Annotated in this window: 15 protein-coding genes; 11 read left to right on the plus strand and 4 right to left on the minus strand. The window is 72.4% G+C overall.

Features of this window, described 5'->3' with window-relative positions:
* Positions 1–22: 22 nt before the first annotated feature.
* Positions 23–352 carry a deoxyxylulose-5-phosphate synthase gene (locus JS521_RS11690; protein ID WP_205082657.1) on the plus strand — a complete coding sequence of 110 codons (330 nt, stop codon included), beginning with the start codon at positions 23–25 and terminating at the stop codon, positions 350–352.
* A 72-nt stretch (positions 353–424) separates the two neighbouring features.
* Here the strand turns inward: JS521_RS11690 and JS521_RS11695 are convergent, their stop codons facing one another.
* Entirely contained in the window at positions 425–2053 is a 1629-nt protein-coding gene (locus JS521_RS11695; protein ID WP_205082658.1) for a hypothetical protein, read from the minus strand.
* A 190-nt stretch (positions 2054–2243) separates the two neighbouring features.
* On the opposite strand from JS521_RS11695, the gene argC reads away from it, so the two are divergent.
* From argC to JS521_RS11720, 5 genes are read left to right on the plus strand one after another with little or no spacing between them, the layout of a single operon-like run.
* Positions 2244–3272 carry an N-acetyl-gamma-glutamyl-phosphate reductase gene (gene argC / locus JS521_RS11700; RefSeq protein WP_205082660.1) on the plus strand — a complete coding sequence of 343 codons (1029 nt, stop codon included), beginning with the start codon at positions 2244–2246 and terminating at the stop codon, positions 3270–3272.
* Positions 3269–4423, plus strand: coding sequence for a bifunctional glutamate N-acetyltransferase/amino-acid acetyltransferase ArgJ (gene argJ, locus JS521_RS11705; protein ID WP_205082661.1), 1155 nt, complete (start codon positions 3269–3271; stop codon positions 4421–4423). Before argC ends, argJ begins: the two co-directional genes overlap by 4 nt.
* Complete coding sequence (argB, locus tag JS521_RS11710) at positions 4420–5349, plus strand: acetylglutamate kinase (RefSeq protein WP_205082663.1); 930 nt, start codon at positions 4420–4422, stop codon at positions 5347–5349. Before argJ ends, argB begins: the two co-directional genes overlap by 4 nt.
* Complete coding sequence (locus JS521_RS11715; protein ID WP_205082665.1) at positions 5346–6551, plus strand: acetylornithine transaminase; 1206 nt, start codon at positions 5346–5348, stop codon at positions 6549–6551. Before argB ends, JS521_RS11715 begins: the two co-directional genes overlap by 4 nt.
* 25 nt (positions 6552–6576) lie before the next feature.
* Positions 6577–7113 (plus strand): arginine repressor, encoded by a 537-nt coding sequence (locus JS521_RS11720; protein ID WP_018491010.1) that lies wholly within the window; start codon positions 6577–6579, stop codon positions 7111–7113.
* A gap of 10 nt (positions 7114–7123) precedes the next feature.
* On the opposite strand, the gene JS521_RS11725 is transcribed toward JS521_RS11720, so the two are convergent.
* Both JS521_RS11725 and JS521_RS11730 read right to left on the minus strand, forming a co-directional pair.
* Complete coding sequence (locus tag JS521_RS11725; RefSeq protein WP_205082666.1) at positions 7124–7828, minus strand: L,D-transpeptidase family protein; 705 nt, start codon at positions 7826–7828, stop codon at positions 7124–7126.
* A gap of 149 nt (positions 7829–7977) precedes the next feature.
* Complete coding sequence (locus tag JS521_RS11730) at positions 7978–9255, minus strand: hypothetical protein (RefSeq protein WP_307847851.1); 1278 nt, start codon at positions 9253–9255, stop codon at positions 7978–7980.
* A gap of 166 nt (positions 9256–9421) precedes the next feature.
* Here JS521_RS11730 and JS521_RS11735 point away from each other — a divergent pair, with 166 nt between their 5' ends.
* From JS521_RS11735 to JS521_RS11745, 3 genes are all read left to right on the plus strand, one after another.
* Positions 9422–10615: an argininosuccinate synthase gene (locus tag JS521_RS11735; RefSeq protein ID WP_205082668.1), complete on the plus strand. Its 1194-nt coding sequence runs from the start codon at positions 9422–9424 to the stop codon at positions 10613–10615.
* A 92-nt stretch (positions 10616–10707) separates the two neighbouring features.
* Positions 10708–12135 (plus strand): argininosuccinate lyase, encoded by a 1428-nt coding sequence (argH, locus tag JS521_RS11740; RefSeq protein WP_205082669.1) that lies wholly within the window; start codon positions 10708–10710, stop codon positions 12133–12135.
* A gap of 100 nt (positions 12136–12235) precedes the next feature.
* Complete coding sequence (locus JS521_RS11745; protein WP_205082670.1) at positions 12236–13207, plus strand: aldo/keto reductase; 972 nt, start codon at positions 12236–12238, stop codon at positions 13205–13207.
* A gap of 21 nt (positions 13208–13228) precedes the next feature.
* Here JS521_RS11745 and helR read toward each other — a convergent pair whose 3' ends face one another.
* Complete coding sequence (gene helR / locus JS521_RS11750) at positions 13229–15394, minus strand: RNA polymerase recycling motor ATPase HelR (protein WP_205082672.1); 2166 nt, start codon at positions 15392–15394, stop codon at positions 13229–13231.
* 277 nt (positions 15395–15671) lie between these two features.
* Here helR and JS521_RS11755 point away from each other — a divergent pair, with 277 nt between their 5' ends.
* Both JS521_RS11755 and JS521_RS11760 read left to right on the plus strand, forming a co-directional pair.
* Positions 15672–16223, plus strand: coding sequence for a TetR/AcrR family transcriptional regulator (locus JS521_RS11755; RefSeq protein ID WP_030799971.1), 552 nt, complete (start codon positions 15672–15674; stop codon positions 16221–16223).
* Complete coding sequence (locus JS521_RS11760; RefSeq protein WP_205082673.1) at positions 16220–17764, plus strand: MFS transporter; 1545 nt, start codon at positions 16220–16222, stop codon at positions 17762–17764. The genes JS521_RS11755 and JS521_RS11760 overlap by 4 nt, the downstream gene beginning before the upstream one ends.
* Positions 17765–17927 lie beyond the last annotated feature (163 nt).

Raw genomic sequence — 17927 nt, forward strand, 5'->3', positions numbered from 1 at the left:
CGCCCGTCCCTAGTCTGAGCCGATGAGCCACGGGAAAACGTCGTACGTCTGCCTCTCCTGCCGGGTGTCGTACAAGCAGTTCCACGACCCGGCGAGGCAGCGGACCTGCCCGAACTGCGCGGAGCCGATGATCCACGCGGGCTCGGCCTTCGCGGCCCCCCGGCGGCGGGACGTCGCGGCGTGGCGGGCCCTCACCGTGCTGCTGAACGCGGGCGTGGGCTTCCACAAGAGCTGTTGTGGCGGGCCCGGTTACCGCCCCCGCGAACTGAGTGAGGTGCGCCGGCGGTTGACGTACGCGCGGCGCAGCGGCACACCGGTCGCCAAGGCGCTCGTACGGTACGACGTGCCCTAGCGGCAACGTGCCCCAGCGGCAACGTGCCCCGGCGCTTCCTGCCCCTGTCGCCCGGTGAGCGTGACGGACCGTTCACGTCGGCTTGAGACAGCAGATCAGGACGCGGGCGTCGCTCGTGCCCAGCAGGATGCGCCCGGGGCCGATGACCGTGACCGCGGTGGGGATGACGGGGACGCCGCGCACAAGGACATGCCCCCGGGCGAGGAACGCGCCGGTCGTCGCCTCCAGAGCGATCAGTTCGCCGCTGCTGAGGGTGACGAGGACGGTGTCGGTGGCCGGGTCGATGTCGAGCGCGGTCGGCGTGCGGTCGACGGGAAAGATCCACGAAGGGATGCCGGTGGAGCCTTCGGCCACCGAACGACGGGTCACGAAGCCCTGCACCGGGAGATCCGCACGGCCGTCGTGGCGGACGGTGGCCATGATCAGGTCCGTCTCGCCGACCCCGACGCCTGGGCCGCCGGAGTGGGTCTCGCCGGGCTCCCAGGACCAGGGGAAGAGGCGTCGGCAGCGTACGGCGGCGGGGAGCGCGAGGTCCGCCGGGTGGCGGGTGTGATGGGTGTCGACCGTCGTCAGCCACACCTCTGCGTCCGGTCCCTGGACGGCACAGGCAGGGCAGCCGCAACGGCAGTCGCAGTCCTCGTCGTCGTCCCAGGGGCAGTCGCACACGCACGGGGATCCGGCGATGTCCCGGAAGATCGCGTGGGGGCCGTGCCGGAACCGGCTCCGGGCCCGTTCTCCGTACCCTGCGCACATCGGTACGAGCAGGGGGCCCTCGGACGTCGTGACCAGCGCGGCCGGGCCAGGGGTGGTGAGGCGTTCGCGTTCGGTCCCGTCGGACAGGTCGATCCGGAGGAACGTCCCGCTGTCGCCGTGCCGGGGCCCGAGGGTTTCCACCCAGGCGGAGTGTCCTTCGGGGAGGGCGACCGAGGTCCGGCCGCCGCCCAGGTCCGGATCGGCGGGTACCGACCACCGGCGCTGCCCGCGCGCCGACCAGCGCTCCAGCAGGACGTGGTCCGCGGTGAGCAGGATGTCCCCGTCCGGCAGGACGGTCAGGGAGCGGATCTCGCCAGGACGCGGCTCTTCCGTGTCCGGTGCCGCGACGGCCGGGGTGGGCTCGGGCAGGGCGGCCGGCACGCGCGGGCCGGTCAGCTCCGTGTCCCGGACGGAGTGAGCCGGGACGGTCCGCCAGTCGGGGCGTACGAGGTCCACGCGGTGACCCTCCCGCCAGGCGGCCCGGTCCTCCCAGTCGTCGTACGGGGCGAGGAGGATCCGGAGGGTGCGGGCGTCCGTCCATTCCAGGGAGCGGACCTCCCGCCGGCAGCCCTCCTCGAAGAGGTGGCGGTGCTCGCCCGTGGCGAGGTCGAGGAGCACGAGTTCACCCTCGAAGAAATAGCCGCCGTCATAGGAACCGGTACCGAGGACGAGCAACGGCAGCGTGGGGTGGAAGGCCGCGGCACGCAATCGCCAACCGGTCCTGAGCCACTGCAGGGCCGGGGGGTGTGCCTGGAGGGCCGAGGTGTCGGCTCCCGGTGCCGGAGCGGCGTAGACACCGATCGGGTAGCCGTCCGCCGAACCCTGCGGATCGTGGCCGCCGAGGACCACGTGCGTACCGCCGGGCGCCGCAACGGTGAGGACGGAGCGGCCGAACTCGGCGCGGGGCCGGTCGGCGAGAATCCGGTCGACGGTGAGGGGAAAGATCACCGGCCTCAGCCTTGCCGATCCGGACCGCGTGAGCAAGGGCTCCGTCGTCGGCCGTACCCTCCCCGACCAGCGGGTCCACCCCGAGACCGTCCGCGTCCACCGAGAGGATCCGCGCGGTCCGGCCCCAGAGACTCTTTGCATAAAACTGCGTCAATGCGTATAGTCATGCCATCGATCAGGAGGGTTACCGATGGTGGTACGAGCAGCAGTGGCAGGGGCGAGCGGATACGCCGGCGGGGAGCTGCTCCGCCTCCTGCTCGCGCACCCGGAGGTCGAGATCGGCGCTCTGACCGGGCACTCCAACGCCGGGCAGGCGCTCGGATCGCTCCAACCGCACCTGCGGCCCCTGGCCGACCGGGTGCTGGAGCCCACCACCGCCGAGGTCCTCGCCGGGCATGACGTCGTCTTCCTGGCGCTGCCGCACGGGCAGTCCGCCGCCGTCGCCGAGCAGCTCGGGGACGAGGTCCTCGTCGTCGACATGGGGGCCGACTTCCGGCTGAAGGACGCGGGGGACTGGGAGGCGTTCTACGGCTCCCCGCACGCCGGGACCTGGCCCTACGGACTGCCCGAGCTGCCGGGCGGGCGGGCCGCGCTCGCCGGGGCCACGCGGATCGCCGTGCCGGGGTGCTACCCGACCGCCGTGTCCCTCGCGCTCTTCCCCGCGTACGAGGCCGGCATCGCCGAGCCGGAGGCCGTCATCGTCGCCGCGTCGGGCACCTCGGGCGCGGGCAAGGCGGTCAAGCCGCATCTGCTCGGCTCCGAGGTCATGGGCAACATGACCCCGTACGGCGTCGGCGGCGGGCACCGCCACACGCCCGAGATGATCCAGAACCTCAGCGCCGCCGCCGGGCAGCCGGTCACCGTCTCGTTCACGCCCACCCTCGCCCCCATGCCCCGCGGCATCCTCGCCACGTGCAGCGCGAAGGCGAAGCCCGGCGTGAGCGCGGAGAGCCTGCGCGCGGTGTACGGGAAGGCGTTCGCGGACGAGCCGTTCGTCGACCTCCTGCCCGAGGGGCAGTGGCCCGCCACCGCCGCGGTGTACGGCTCCAACGCCGTACAGGTCCAGGTCGCGCACGACCCGGCCGCCGGACGGATCGTGGTCGTCTGCGCCATCGACAACCTCGCCAAGGGCACCGCGGGCGGCGCCCTCCAGAGCATGAACATCGCCCTCGGACTCCCCGAGGACACCGGACTTTCGACGATCGGAGTCGCACCGTGAGCGTCACGGCAGCACAGGGATTCTCGGCGGCGGGCATCGCCGCCGGAATCAAGGAGAGCGGGAACCCGGACCTGGCCCTCGTGGTCAACAACGGCCCCCGCCGCGCCGCCGCGGGCGTCTTCACCTCCAACCGCGTCAAGGCCGCCCCCGTCCTCTGGTCGGAGCAGGTCCTCAAGGGCGGCGAGGTCACCGCCGTCGTCCTCAACTCCGGTGGCGCCAACGCCTGTACGGGCCCCCAGGGTTTCCAGGACACCCACGCCACGGCGGAGAAGGTGGCCGAGGTGCTGGAGGGTCACAGCGCCGGCGAGGTCGCCGTCGCCTCCACCGGCCTGATCGGCATCCTGCTCCCCATGGACAAGCTGCTCCCCGGCATCGAGCAGGCCGTCGCCGCCCTCAGCGAGCACGGCGGCGAGAAGGCCGCCATCGCCATCAAGACCACCGACAGCGTCCACAAGACCGCCGTCGCGGGCGGCGACGGATGGACCGTCGGCGGCATGGCCAAGGGTGCCGGCATGCTCGCCCCCGGCCTCGCCACCATGCTCGTCGTCCTCACCACCGACGCGGATGTGGAAGCCCCCGCACTGGACGCCGCGCTCCGCGACGCCACCCGCACCACCTTCGACCGCGTCGACTCCGACGGCTGCATGTCCACCAACGACACCGTGCTGCTCCTCGCCTCCGGCGCCAGCGGCATCACCCCGGAACAGGGCGCGTTCGCCGAAGCCGTACGGGCCGTCTGCGACGACCTCGCCCGGCAGCTCATCGGCGACGCCGAGGGCGCGTCCAAGGACATCCGTATCGAGGTGATCAACGCGGCCACCGAGGACGACGCCGTCGAGGTCGGCCGGTCCATCGCCCGCAACAACCTCCTCAAGTGCGCCATCCACGGCGGGGACCCCAACTGGGGCCGCGTCCTCTCCGCGATCGGCACCACGAAGGCCGCCTTCGAGCCGGACCAGCTCAACGTCGCCATCAACGACGTCTGGGTCTGCAAGAACGGCGGTGTGGGGGAGGACCGCGACCTCGTCGACATGCGCTACCGGGAGGTCAAGGTCACCGCCGACCTCGCGGCGGGCACCGAGTCCGCCGTCATCTGGGCCAACGACCTCACCGCGGACTACGTCCACGAGAACAGCGCGTACAGCTCATGAGCGCCGCGCGGAAGCACACCGCACTCCCGAAGGCACAGACCCTCATCGAGGCGCTGCCCTGGCTGACCCGGCACAACGGCAAGACCGTCGTCATCAAGTTCGGCGGCAACGCCATGATCGACGAGGAGCTGAAGGCCGCCTTCGCCCAGGACGTCGTCTTCCTGCGGCACGCCGGGCTCAAGCCCGTCGTCGTCCACGGCGGCGGCCCGCAGATCAGCGCCCAGCTCGACAAGCAGGGCCTGGTCAGCGAGTTCAAGGCCGGGCTGCGCGTCACCACACCCGAGGCGATGGACGTCGTACGGATGGTGCTCGCCGGACAGGTCCAGCGCGAACTGGTCGGCCTCCTCAACCAGCACGGCCCCCTCGCCGTCGGCATGACCGGCGAGGACGCCCACACCATCACCGCCACCCAGCACCGGCCCACCATCGACGGCGAGTCCGTCGACATCGGCCGGGTCGGCGAGATCACCGCCATCGACACCGGGGCCATCCAGGCGCTGCTGGACGACGGCCGCATCCCGGTCATCTCCTCCATCGCCCGCTCCGCCGACGACCACCACGTCTACAACGTCAACGCCGACACCGCGGCCGCCGCGCTCGCCGCCGCCCTGAACGCCGAGACGCTGATGGTCCTCACCGATGTCGAGGGGCTCTACGAGGACTGGCCCAACAGCGACGACGTCATCAGCCGGCTGACCGCCAGTCAGCTGGAGAAGCTGCTGCCCGAGCTGTCCAGCGGCATGGTCCCCAAGATGCAGGGCTGCCTGCACGCCGTACGCAACGGTGTCGAGACCGCCCGCGTCATCGACGGCCGGGTCCAGCACTCGATCCTGCTGGAGATCTTCACCGACGAGGGCATCGGCACCATGGTCGTGCCGGACGCCCCCATCGACGTACACGGAGTACCTGAACAGGGGGAATCATGACCGGCACAGAGGCTTCGGGACTCACCTCGCGCTGGCAGGGCGCGCTGATGGACAACTACGGCACGCCCCGCCTGCCCCTCGTCCGCGGCGAAGGCGCCCACGTCTGGGGCGAGGACGGCACCCGCTACCTCGACTTCGTCGGCGGCATCGCGGTCAACGCCCTCGGCCACGCCCACCCCGCCGTCGTCGAGGCCGTCTCCACCCAGATCGCCTCCCTCGGCCACGTGTCGAACCTGTTCATCGCCGAGCCGCCCGTCGCACTCGCCGAGCGGCTGCTCCAGCTCTTCGACCGTCAGGGCCGGGTCTTCTTCGCCAACTCCGGCGCCGAGGCCAACGAGGCCGCGTTCAAGATCGGCCGGCTCACCGGGCGCACCCACATGGTCGCGACCGACGGCGGCTTCCACGGCCGGACGATGGGCGCGCTCGCGCTGACCGGCCAGCCGGGCAAGCAGGAGCCGTTCCGCCCGCTGCCCGGTGACGTCACGCATGTGCCGTACGGGGACGTGGACGCGCTGCGGGCCGCGGTGACCACGGACACCGCTCTGGTCGTCATCGAACCGATCCAGGGTGAGAACGGCGTCGTCGTCCCGCCCAAGGGCTACCTGGAGGCCGCCCGGGAGATCACCCGGGCCACCGGGACGCTGCTCGTCCTGGACGAGGTGCAGACCGGGATCGGCCGCTGCGGCCAGTGGTTCGAGCACCAGGCGCACCAAGGCGTCGAGCCGGACATCGTCACCCTCGCCAAGGGGCTCGGCGGCGGACTGCCGATCGGCGCGACCGTCGCCTTCGGCCCGGCCGCCGACCTGCTGAAGCCGGGTCACCACGGCACGACGTTCGGCGGCAACCCGGTCGCCTGCGCCGCCGGGCTCGCCGTCATCGACACCCTCGCGGCCGACGGCGCGCTCGACGAGGTCAAGCGGCTCGGCGAGAAGATCCGCGACGGCGTGGAGGCGCTGGGCCACCCGCTGGTCTCCCATGTCCGCGGCAGCGGCCTGCTGCTGGGTATCGTGCTCACCGGACCCCTCGCACCGCAGGTGCAGCAGGCGGCCCAGGGAGCCGGCCTCCTGGTGAACGCGCCCGCCCCCGATGTCGTACGGCTCATGCCGCCGCTGATCATCGGTGACGCGGAGGTGGACGCGTTCCTGGAGATCCTGCCGGGCGCTCTCGACGCGGCACACGGGGACGGACGATCCGGAGCATGACCCTCCGGAGAATGAGGCGACGACGATGACCGAGGCGCAGGAAACCGAGCACGGCGGGCCGTCCGTGCCGCAGACCCGCACCGCCCGCCACCGCCGGATCGTGGACATCCTGAACCGGCAGCCGGTCCGCTCGCAGAGCCAGCTGGCCAAGCTCCTCGCCGACGACGGGCTGAGCGTCACCCAGGCGACGCTCTCCCGCGACCTCGACGAGCTGGGCGCGGTGAAGATCCGCAACACCGGCGGTGAGCTGATCTACGCGGTGCCGAGCGAGGGCGGATTCCGCACCCCGCAGGCCCCGCTGGGCGGTTCGGCCAAGGAGGAGCGGATGCGCAGGCTCTCGGCCGAACTGCTCATCTCGGCGGAGGCCTCGGCCAACCTCGTGGTGCTGCGCACCCCGCCGGGCGCGGCCCAGTTCCTCGCCTCGGCCATCGACCAGGCCGAACTGCACGACATCCTCGGCACCATCGCGGGCGACGACACGCTGATGCTCATCAGCCGCGACCCGAGCGGCGGCCAGGCGCTCGCCGACCACCTGCTGAGGCTCGCTCAGAACGACCGCTGAACCACCCCGTTCAGTAGCGCGTGATCGCGGTCGGGCCCGAGGAGGTCCCGACCGCGATGTGCGGCCGCCGCTCCGGCTTCGCCCACGCCAGGATCTCCGCCATGGCGTCGGCGGGTACGGACACACAACCCGCCGTCGCCCCGCGCCCGTTCACATGCAGGAAGATCCCCGCACCCCGGTTGCGCACCGGCCGCTCGTAGTTGAAGCCGATCACCAGGGCCCGGGCGTACTGCGTCCCGTAGGACACCAGGTGCTCGGCCTCCGCCGCCCGGCAGTGGGAGGGCCGCGGTTCCACCCAGCGGTTGTACGCGTCCGAGTCGTTGTCCTGGCACCACCAGGAGTCCTCGGTCACCTTCCGGTACGGATACGTCGTCCCCGCCGGGGCGTCCTCGATGCCGAAGGCGTACGGCAGGTCGTACAACCCGGTCGGCGTGGTGCTGGTGCCCTGTTCCCTGGTCGCCCCCTCGGCCAGGCCGTTCGTCCCGAACCGCGCCGGCGCCGACCCCGCCTCCGCCCACCGGCCCCCGCGCCGCTCCCACCAGGTCACCGTGCCGGTGGTGGAGCCGGTGTCGGGGGCCTCGGCGGTGATCAGCTGCGTGCCGCCGCCGGTGTCCGCGAGCCGGTCCGGGAGGGGAGGGGTGTCGGAGGGGCCCGCCCCGAGGGAGCCGAGGGAGAGGGCGAGGAGTGCGGCGGCGGTCACCAGTGGTCTGCGCATGCTCCGGACCGTACGGCGACCGGGGTCCACGCCCCACCTGACCTGCTCCGTACGGCCCAGCGGACCGCCCCGACGTCAGGCTTCGAAGGCGCACCCCGGGCGGGGCATCACCCGTACCTGGATCCGGACGCACCTCCCCGGGCGGGGCATCACCCGTACCCGGGGTCCGGACGCCGCTGCCGCACCGCCGCCCGCAGCAGCCGGTCCGCCGCCACCCGCACCGCGCGCGGCCTCTCCGGCGCACTCCGCTCGCGCAGCAGGTGCTCCGGGATTCCGGCGGCGTCCGGCAGCAGGGCCCGGGTCGCCGCCCGCACCACGGCCGGGCTCGGGTCGTCGAGCAACGGCGTCAGCCGCTCCCGTTCCACCACGTCCAGCGCGCGCAGGCCGCTGATCGCGTGCACCCGCACCGAGGGCAGGGGATGCCCGAGGAGGGCCCACAGTGTCCCGGCGTCCGTCGCGCGGTCGCCGCACTCGCCGAGCCCGGCGGCGGCGGCCGGACGCGCGGCCGGTTCGGCGCACAGGGCCCGGTAGACGGGGAGCGGGTCGATGCCGCCCTGCCGCAGGACGTACCGCGCGCAGGCCCGTACGACGCCCGAACGGTCGACGAGGAACGGCTCCGCGTCCCCGTACTGCCCGGCCCGCCGCAGCGCGGTCACCCCGGCCGCGCGCACCCGGGGCGCGCGGGCCGTCAGCAGCCGGTCCAGCACGGCGGCCGCGTCCGGCCCCTCAGTCGCGCCCGACTTCACGGCGGCCTCCGCGCAGAGGTCCTGGAGCGTGACGTCACCGCTGGCCGCCGCCGTGGCGGCCAGCTCCATCGGCGTCAGCAGCCCGCGTTCCACCGCGATCCGGTACGCGAGTCTGTCCATCGCCCGGTCGGGGTGGGCCGTCAGCGCCAGCACCTCGGCCGCCGGGCCCTCGCGCAGCGCGTCCTCCAGCAGGGCCCGGGCGAAGCCGCCCCGCGAGCGCCGCGACAGCCGCAGGATCAGCTCGGCCAGCGGGAACAGGGCGTCGGCCGGCAGTTCGGCGAGCAGCGCCCGGGCCCGTTCCCGTACCTGAGAGACCCAGTCCGTGCACCGCACCGCCAGCAGCGGACGCAGCTCCGGTTCGGTGCGCGCCGCGTCCAGGGCCGCTTCCCGGATCCGCCCGTCCGGGTGGCACAGGGTGATGGCGGGAGGCACCGGGGGCGAGGTCGGGGGAGCGACCATCGAACGCGTACGTCCGCGCAACCGGTCCAGCAGCGTGGGGGCCGGCCGATCCGGCTCCCCGGGCGACCGGGCCGGCAGCCACGGGCGGTCGTCGAGACACCGGACGTCGGCGTCGAAGTCCAACCACGCATCGGCCGACGCGCCGTCCATCACCTCGGCCGGAGGGGCGCCCTCCCACACCCGCACCACCGGGCTCACGGTCTCCTTGTCACGGCCGTCCACCGTGCCCCCCTTCGTAGGGTGCCGATGCTAGAGCCGTTCCGGTCAAGAAGCCTCGGCATTTCCCGACCGAACGGCCGCGCACACCGCTCTGACCTGCCGCTTTGACAAACAATACGGAGGACCGCATAGTTATACCCATCAGTGATTGCACCGTAAGGAGAAACCCGTGACCGAGCGCGTCGTACTCGCCTACTCGGGCGGCCTGGACACCTCCGTCGCCATCGGCTGGATCGCCGAGGAGACGAACGCCGAGGTCATCGCCGTTGCCGTGGACGTCGGCCAGGGCGGCGAGGACCTGGACGTCATCCGCAAGCGCGCGCTCGCCTGCGGTGCCGTCGAAGCCGAGGTCGCGGACGCCAAGGACGAGTTCGCCGAGGAGTACTGCCTCCCGGCGATCAAGGCCAACGCCCTCTACATGGACCGCTACCCGCTGGTCTCGGCCCTCTCCCGGCCGACCATCGTCAAGCACCTCGTCGCCGCCGCCCACAAGCACAACGCCGGGATCGTCGCCCACGGCTGCACCGGCAAGGGCAACGACCAGGTCCGCTTCGAGGCCGGCATCTCCGCGCTCGGCCCCGACCTGAAGTGCATCGCCCCGGTCCGCGACTACGCGATGACCCGGGACAAGGCGATCGCCTTCTGCGAGGAGAAGAACCTCCCGATCGCGACCACCAAGAAGTCCCCGTACTCCATCGACCAGAACGTCTTCGGGCGCGCCGTCGAGACGGGCTTCCTGGAGGACATCTGGAACGGGCCGATCGAGGACATCTACGAGTACACCGAGAACCCGGCCAACCAGCGCGAGGCCGACGAGGTCGTCATCTCCTTCAAGGAGGGCGTGCCCGTAGCCATCGACGGCCGTCCCGTCACCGTCCTCCAGGCGATCCAGCAGCTCAACGAGCGGGCCGGCGCGCAGGGCATCGGCCGGATCGACATGGTCGAGGACCGGCTCGTGGGCATCAAGTCCCGTGAGGTGTACGAGGCGCCCGGCGCGATCGCGCTGATCACCGCCCACCAGGAGCTGGAGAACGTCACCGTCGAGCGCGAGCTGGCCCGCTACAAGCGGCAGGTCGAGCAGCGCTGGGGCGAGATGGTCTACGACGGCCTGTGGTTCTCCCCGCTGAAGCGGGCCCTGGACGGCTTCATCAACGAGGCCAACCAGCACGTCACCGGCGACATCCGGATGACCCTGCACGGCGGCCGGGCCGTCGTCACCGGCCGGAAGTCCGAGGAGTCGCTGTACGACTTCAACCTCGCCACCTACGACTCGGGCGACACCTTCGACCAGTCCAAGGCGCAGGGCTTCATCGAGATCTTCGGTCTCTCCTCGAAGATCGCGGCCAAGCGCGACCTGGCCTGACCCCACTCGTTGTACAGCCGCCTCCCCGTCCGCACACGGCGGGGAGGCGGTCGCATACCCGCACCGTGTCTTGGCGTTTTGAGGAGCATGCAGTGAGCAGCAACAACGGTGACGTCCGGCTCTGGGGCGCGCGTTTCGCCGACGGACCGGCCGAGGCGCTGGCCAAGCTGTCGGCCTCCGTCCACTTCGACTGGCGGCTCGCGCCGTACGACATCGCCGGCTCCCGCGCCCACGCCCGCGTCCTCAACAAGGCGGGCCTGCTCACCGAGGACGAGCTGACCCGGATGCAGGAAGGCCTCGACCAGCTCGAAGCCGACGTTGCCGACGGCTCCTTCACCGGCACCATCGCGGACGAGGACGTCCACACCGCCCTGGAGCGCGGACTGCTGGAGCGCCTCGGCCCCGACCTCGGCGGCAAGCTGCGGGCCGGCCGGTCGCGGAACGACCAGATCGCCACCCTCTTCCGGATGTACCTGCGCGACCACGCCCGGATCATCGGCGGCCTGATCGCCGACCTCCAGAGCGCCCTGGTCGGCCTCGCCGAGGCCCACCCGGACGTGGCGATGCCCGGCCGCACCCACCTCCAGCACGCCCAGCCGGTGCTCTTCGCCCACCACGTGCTCGCCCACGTCCAGTCGCTCTCCCGGGACGCCGAGCGGCTGCGCCAGTGGGACGAGCGGACGGCCGTCTCCCCGTACGGCTCCGGGGCGCTCGCCGGATCCTCGCTCGGGCTCGACCCCGAGGCGGTCGCCGCCGACCTGGGCTTCGAGCACGGTTCGGTCGCCAACTCCATCGACGGCACCGCCTCGCGGGACTTCGTCGCCGAGTTCGCCTTCATCACCGCGATGATCGGCGTCAACCTCTCGCGGATCGCGGAGGAGGTCATCATCTGGAACACGAAGGAGTTCTCCTTCGTCACCCTCCACGACGCCTTCTCCACCGGCTCCTCGATCATGCCGCAGAAGAAGAACCCGGACATCGCGGAGCTGGCCCGGGGCAAGTCCGGCCGCCTCATCGGCAATCTGACCGGCCTCCTCGCCACGCTGAAGGCGCTCCCGCTCGCGTACAACCGGGACCTCCAGGAGGACAAGGAGCCCGTCTTCGACTCCTGCGACCAGCTGGAAGTCCTGCTCCCCGCCTTCACCGGCATGATGGCCACCCTCACCGTCAACCGCGAGCGCATGGAGGAGCTTGCCCCGGCCGGCTTCTCGCTCGCCACCGACATTGCGGAGTGGCTGGTCAAGCAAGGCGTCCCCTTCCGGGTGGCGCACGAGGTGGCCGGCGCCTGCGTCAAGGAGTGCGAGCAGCACGGCATCGAGCTGGACCAGCTCACCGACGAGCAGTTCGCCAAGATCTCCGAGCACCTCACCCCCGAGGTCCGCACGGTGCTCAACGTGCCCGGCGCCCTCGCCTCCCGCGACGGCCGGGGCGGGACCGCACCCTCCGCCGTCGCCGTACAGCTCGCCGAGGTGAAGGAAGACCTGGCGGTCCAGCACGCCTGGGCGACCGCCCGCCAGTAGGGGAGCAGCTGGTGGCGGTGTCGTAAGAGGTCCACGAAGGGTGTCGCGAGCTACGTTCACCGGGGTAGGAGTAACCGAACCCGACCCCGAGGAGCCCATGATGCCCTTCGCCGCCCTGGCCGCCGCGACGACCCCGACCGCCCACATCGGACTCGGCCTGGCCGCCGTGGGGAGGCCCGGCTACATCAACCTCCACCGGGACCGCGACCTGCCCGCCGACCGCGACCCCGACGCCCTGCGCGCCCGCACCCACGAGCTGCTGGACGCCGCCTACGCGCAGGGCGTGCGGTACGTCGACACCGCCCGCTCCTACGGCCGCGCCGAGGAGTTCCTCGCCGAGTGGCTGAACGCCCGGCCCTCCTTCACCGACCTCGTCGTCGGTAGCAAGTGGGGCTACACCTACACCGCCGACTGGAGCGTCGAGGCCGAGCACCACGAGGTCAAGGACCACAGCCTCGCCACCTTCGAGCGCCAGTACGCCGAGACCCGCGAGCTCCTCGGCGACCGGCTCAGCCTCTACCAGGTGCACTCGGTCACCCCGGACAGCCCGGCGCTCACCGACAAGGAACTGCTCGACCGGCTCGCCGCCCTGGCGGCCGACGGCGTCACCGTCGGCCTCTCCACCAGCGGGCCCGGCCAGGCCGACGCGATCCGGGCCGCCCTCGCCGTCACGGTCGACGGCGAACCCCTCTTCCGTACGGTCCAGGCCACCTACAACGCGCTGGAGACCTCGGCCGCACCCGCGCTCGCCGAGGCCCACGACGCCGGGCTCACCGTGATCGTCAAGGAGGGCATGGCCAACGGGCGGCTCGCCGGGGACGAGGCCCCCGCAGTGTTCCAGGAGATCGCCGCCGGCGCGGGGGTCGGCGGCGACGCGGTGGCCCTGGCGCTCGTCCTGCACCAGCCCTGGGCGGGCGTCGTGCTGTCCGGCGCCGCCACGGCTGCCCAGCTCTCCGGCAATCTGCACGCCGCAGTCGTCGACCTGGACGACGAACAGCGGGCGAGCCTCGACGCCCTGGTCGAGGAGCCGGAGGCGTACTGGCGGCACCGCGCCGGGCTGCCCTGGCACTGACGCCGACCCGGCCCGGCGGCCTCAGGGACTCGTGAGGATCACGAGTTCCCGGGTCGCCCGGGTCATCGCCACATACCGGTCCACCGCCCCCGCCACCCCCTCGCCGAACTCCTCCGGGTCGACGAGGACGACCAGGTCGAACTCCAGGCCCTTCGACAGCTCCGGGGTCAGCGACCGCACCCGGTCCGTCGCCCGGAACGCGGGGTCGCCGATGACGCAGGCGATCCCGTCGTCGTGCGCGGCGAGCCAGCCGGCGAGGACGGTGTCCAGGTCCCCGGCCGGGCCGTGGGTGACGGGGATGCCGCTGCTGCGGACGGAGGTCGGCACATTGGCGTCGGGGAGCACGGCCCGGACGACCGGCGCCGCCTCCGCCATGATCTCCTCCGGCGTCCGGTAGTTGATGGTCAGGGAGGCCAGGGTGATCCGGTCGAGCCCGACCCGATCCAGCCGCTCCCGCCACGACTCGGGGAACCCGTGCCGGGCCTGCGCCCGGTCCCCGACGACGGTGAAGCTCCGGGACGGGCACCGCTGGATCAGCATCTGCCACTGGGCGTCGGTCAGTTCCTGGGCCTCGTCCACGACGATGTGCGCGAACGGCCCCGCCAGCAGATCCGGTTCCACCCCGCTCGGCCGGTCGGCGGTGGCCAGGGACTCCCGCAGATCCGCCCCGCGCAGCATCACCAACGCGCCCTCGCCGTCCGCGTCCGCGTCGACCAGCGTCTCGTCGGCGAGCAGGCTGTCGACGACCCGGTCCATCTGCTCCCGCTCGGCGGCGGCCGCCGCCTCGGGGCGGCGTCGGCGCCGGGACGCCTCCGGATCGCCGAGCCGCTGCCGGGCCGCGTCCAGGATCGGCAGGTCGGACTCCGTCCAGGCCTGCGCGTCCGCCCGCCGCAGCCGCCGGACCTCCTCGGCGGTCAGCCAGGGGGCGCACTTGCGCAGATAGGCGGGTACGGACCAGAGGTCGGCGACCAGGTCGGCCGCCTCGATCAGCGGCCAGGCGCGGTCGAAGAGGGCGAACAGCTCCCGGTTCTGCCGCAGCGAGGCGCGCAGTTGCTCCTCGGGCGCATCGCCGTCGTGCTTGTCCACCAGGATCGTGAGCAGCTCCTCCCAGACCTGGTCGCGCGCCTCGTTGTGCGGGGTGCCCGGATCCGGCGCCCCGAAGGCCGAGGCCCAGTCGGCGGCGCTCAGCCAGATGTCCGACCAGTGCGTCTCCACCCGTACGCCCTCGGAGGGCGGCTCCTCGTAGAACCGGACGGCCGGCTCGACCGCCTTCACCAGCTCCGCCGACGCCTTCAGCCGCGCCACCTCCGGATCGCTCTCGGGCCCCGCTCCCGCGCCCTCGGCGACCAGGTCCCGCAGGGTGCACGTCTGCACACCCTCCTCCCCGAGGCTCGGCAGGACATCGGCGACGTACCCGAGGTACGGCTCGTGCGGCCCGACGAACAGCACGCCACCGCGCCGGTGGGCGAGGCGCGGGTCGGAGTACAGCAGATAGGCGGAGCGGTGCAGCGCGACGACGGTCTTCCCGGTGCCGGGCCCGCCGTCGACGACGAGCGTGCCCCGGGAACCCGCCCGGATGACGGCGTCCTGGTCGGCCTGGATGGTGCCCAGCACATCGCGCATCCGGGCCGACCGGTTGGAGCCGAGACTGGCGATGAACGCGGACTGGTCGTCCAGCGCCGCATGCCCGGCGAACCCCTCCGGGGCGAACACCTCGTCCCAGTAGTCGCTGATCCGGCCGCCGGTCCAGCGGTAGCGGCGGCGGCTCGCCAGGCTCATCGGGTCGGCGTGGGTCGCCCCGAAGAACGGTTCGGCGGCGGGGGAGCGCCAGTCGACCAGCAGCCGGCGGCCCGTGCTGTCGGTCAGGCCGAGCCGTCCCACATACAGCGGCCCGGAGCCGTCCGCGGGGACCATGTGCCCGAGGCACAGGTCGAGGCCGAACCGGCGCAGGGCGCGCAGCCGGGAGGTCAGCCGGTGGATCTCCACGTCCCGGTCCATCGCCTGCCGGCTCGCCCCGCCGGGCGCCCGGCGCTCGGCTGCGAGCCGGGCGGTCAGCTCGGCGATCGACTGCTCCAGGCAGCGCGCGATGGCCGTGAAGTGCTGCTCGTCATCGGCGATCAACGCCGGGTCGGCCTTGGGGGAGAGCCGGTCGGGGAGGTCGAAGGCGCTGGCGGTCAGGGGTGTCACGGCGTCAGTTCCGATCTGCGGTACGTACGGGGGCGGCGTCCCGTCCCGGCTTCGGCGGACGATTCTGCGGCATATGGGGGGTCTTGTCGCAAGGCCCCCCATGAGCTATAAGTTGAGAGTGGCAAGGAGAGGTTCTTCCTCCGGCCGCTTTTTTGTTTCCCGCGCCGCGCCGCCCCCCCCCGCCCCGCCCGCCCCCGCTGTGAGCCCGCACGCTCCTCGATGAGCCCGCACACTCTTCGATGAGACAAAGATGTCTCACATGGGTTATGGTCGTCTCATGACACTCGACCGAGAGCAGGTGCTGCGCAGCGCCGCCGCTCTGCTGACCCGCAAATCGACCGCCACCATGGACGAGGTCGCCAAGGCAGCGGGCATCGGCCGGGCCACCCTCCACCGCCACTTCGCCGGCCGCGACGCCCTGGTGAAGGCGCTGGAGAACCTCGGCCTCCAGGAGTTCGAGGCGGCCCTGGACGCCGCCCGGCTCGACGAGGACACCTCGGAGGAGGGGCTGCGCCGCCTCATCGCGGCCGTCGAGCCCAGCGCCGGGCTGATGTCCTTCCTCGTCAACGAGAACCAGCTGTTCGAGGGCGACGAGGTCAACGAGGGCTGGAACCGGGCCGACGCCCGGGTCTCCGCCTTCTTCCGCCGCGGCCAGGAACGCGGTGAGTTCCGTATCGACCTCACCCCCGCCTGGCTGACCGAGGCCCTCTACGGCCTCGTCGGCACCGGAGCCTGGTCCATCCAGACGGGCCGGGTCGCCGCACAGGATTTCCAGTACATGATCGTCGAGCTGCTGCTCGGCGGAGCACGCCGGAGCGTTGAGCAATGATCAGCACCGAGAAGCAGCCGGACACCACGGACGCGGTACGCCGCCCGGGGCGGTGGATCGCGCTCTCCGTCCTCGTCCTCGCCGTGCTGCTGGTGGCCGTGGACGCGACCGTCCTCGGCCTCGCCACCCCGTTCCTCAGCGAGGACCTCGAACCGACCGGCACTCAGCTGCTCTGGATCGGTGACGTCTACTCCTTCGTCATCGCCGGCCTGCTCGTCTCGATGGGCAGCCTCGGCGACCGCATCGGCCGCAAGAAGCTGCTGCTGGTCGGCGCCGTCGCGTTCGGCGCTGTCTCCGTGCTCAACGCGTACGCGACCACGCCCGAGATGATGATCGTGGCCCGGGCGCTGCTCGGTGTCGCGGGCGCCACCCTGATGCCGTCCACCCTCGCCCTGATCCGCAACCTCTTCCACGACCCGCGCGAGCGCAGCCTCGCCATCGGGATCTGGGGCGCGATGGCCTCGGCGGGCGCGGCCGTGGGCCCGGTGGTCGGCGGATTCCTGCTCGAACACTTCTGGTGGGGCTCGGTCTTCCTCATCAACCTGCCCGTGATGGCGGTCCTCGTGGTCGTCGGCGTCAAGCTGATCCCCGAGTCCAAGAACCCGGCCCCCGGCCCGTGGGACATGCTCAGCGTCGGGCTCTCCCTGGTCGGCATGATCGGTGTCGTGTACGCCATCAAGGAGACGGCATCGCACGGACTGAGCTGGGACTCGGCGGTGGCCGCCGTCCTCGGCGTCGGAGCCCTGACCTGGTTCGTCCGCAGGCAACTGCGGCTGCCCGCGCCTCTGCTGGACATGCGGCTCTTCCACCACCGGGGCTTCTCCGGCGCGGTCCTCGCCGACCTGCTGACCATCCTCGGCCTGTCGGGTCTGGTCTTCTTCCTTTCCCAGTTCCTGCAACTGGTGCAGGGCCGCGGGCCGCTGGAGGCCGGGCTCGCCGAACTGCCCGCCGCGATCGGCGCGGTGACCGCCGGTCTGCTGGCCGGGTTCGCCGCCCGCCGCTTCTCGGTCCGCTCCGTCGTCTCGGGCGGCCTGGCCGCGGTCGGTCTGGCCCTGGGCAGTGTGACCCTGCTCGACCAGCACACCGGCTACCCGCTGCTCGGCGGCATGCTGCTGGTCGTCGGCGTCGGAGCGGGCTTCGCCTTCACCGTCACCGCCGACGTGATCCTCTCCAGCGTCCCGCAGGAGCAGGCGGGCTCCGCGTCCGCCGTCTCCGAGACCGCGTACGAACTGGGCGCGGCCCTCGGCATCGCCCTCCTCGGGTCCATCGTCACCGGCATCTACCGGGGCTTCCCGACCCCGTCCGGCATCCCCGCCGACGTCGAGTCGGCCGCCCACGAGTCCCTGGGCGGGGCGGTCGAATCCGCCGCCGCGCTGCCCGCCGCCCAGGCGGGGCCGCTGGTCTCGGCGGCCCAGGAGGCGTTCGTCGACGGACTGCGGTCGGCCGCGGGCGTCGGCGCGGCGGTCCTGCTGGCGGCGGCCGTCGCCGCCTGGTTCCTGCTGCGGGGCCAGAAGCTTGAGGACGGCGTCGAGCACCCGTAGGCCGGCGGAGTTCCCGTAGGCCGTACGACGAAGGGCCCCCCCCCCCCCCCCCGGGGGGGGGGCCGGGGGGGGGGGGGCCGCCCCCCCGCGCCAGCCCCATACTGGCCGGGAAGTGCCCGCTCAGCACGCGGGGCCAGACGCAGAACAACGCCCCACACCACAA

The sequence above is a fragment of the Streptomyces durocortorensis genome (genome assembly GCF_016901035.1).
In the GTDB taxonomy this organism is placed as follows: domain Bacteria; phylum Actinomycetota; class Actinomycetes; order Streptomycetales; family Streptomycetaceae; genus Streptomyces; species Streptomyces durocortorensis.

What these genes read in the sequence shown, in the direction of transcription:
- JS521_RS11745 (WP_205082670.1), top strand. Translation starts at nt 12,236, where the DNA reads ATGCCCTTCGCCGCCCTGGCCGCCGCGACGACCCCGACCGCCCACATC.
- argB (WP_205082663.1), top strand. Translation starts at nt 4,420, where the DNA reads ATGAGCGCCGCGCGGAAGCACACCGCACTCCCGAAGGCACAGACCCTC.
- JS521_RS11720 (WP_018491010.1), top strand. Translation starts at nt 6,577, where the DNA reads ATGACCGAGGCGCAGGAAACCGAGCACGGCGGGCCGTCCGTGCCGCAG.
- JS521_RS11755 (WP_030799971.1), top strand. Translation starts at nt 15,672, where the DNA reads ATGACACTCGACCGAGAGCAGGTGCTGCGCAGCGCCGCCGCTCTGCTG.
- argC (WP_205082660.1), top strand. Translation starts at nt 2,244, where the DNA reads ATGGTGGTACGAGCAGCAGTGGCAGGGGCGAGCGGATACGCCGGCGGG.
- JS521_RS11715 (WP_205082665.1), top strand. Translation starts at nt 5,346, where the DNA reads ATGACCGGCACAGAGGCTTCGGGACTCACCTCGCGCTGGCAGGGCGCG.
- JS521_RS11760 (WP_205082673.1), top strand. Translation starts at nt 16,220, where the DNA reads ATGATCAGCACCGAGAAGCAGCCGGACACCACGGACGCGGTACGCCGC.
- JS521_RS11690 (WP_205082657.1), top strand. Translation starts at nt 23, where the DNA reads ATGAGCCACGGGAAAACGTCGTACGTCTGCCTCTCCTGCCGGGTGTCG.
- JS521_RS11725 (WP_205082666.1), bottom strand. Translation starts at nt 7,828, where the DNA reads ATGCGCAGACCACTGGTGACCGCCGCCGCACTCCTCGCCCTCTCCCTC.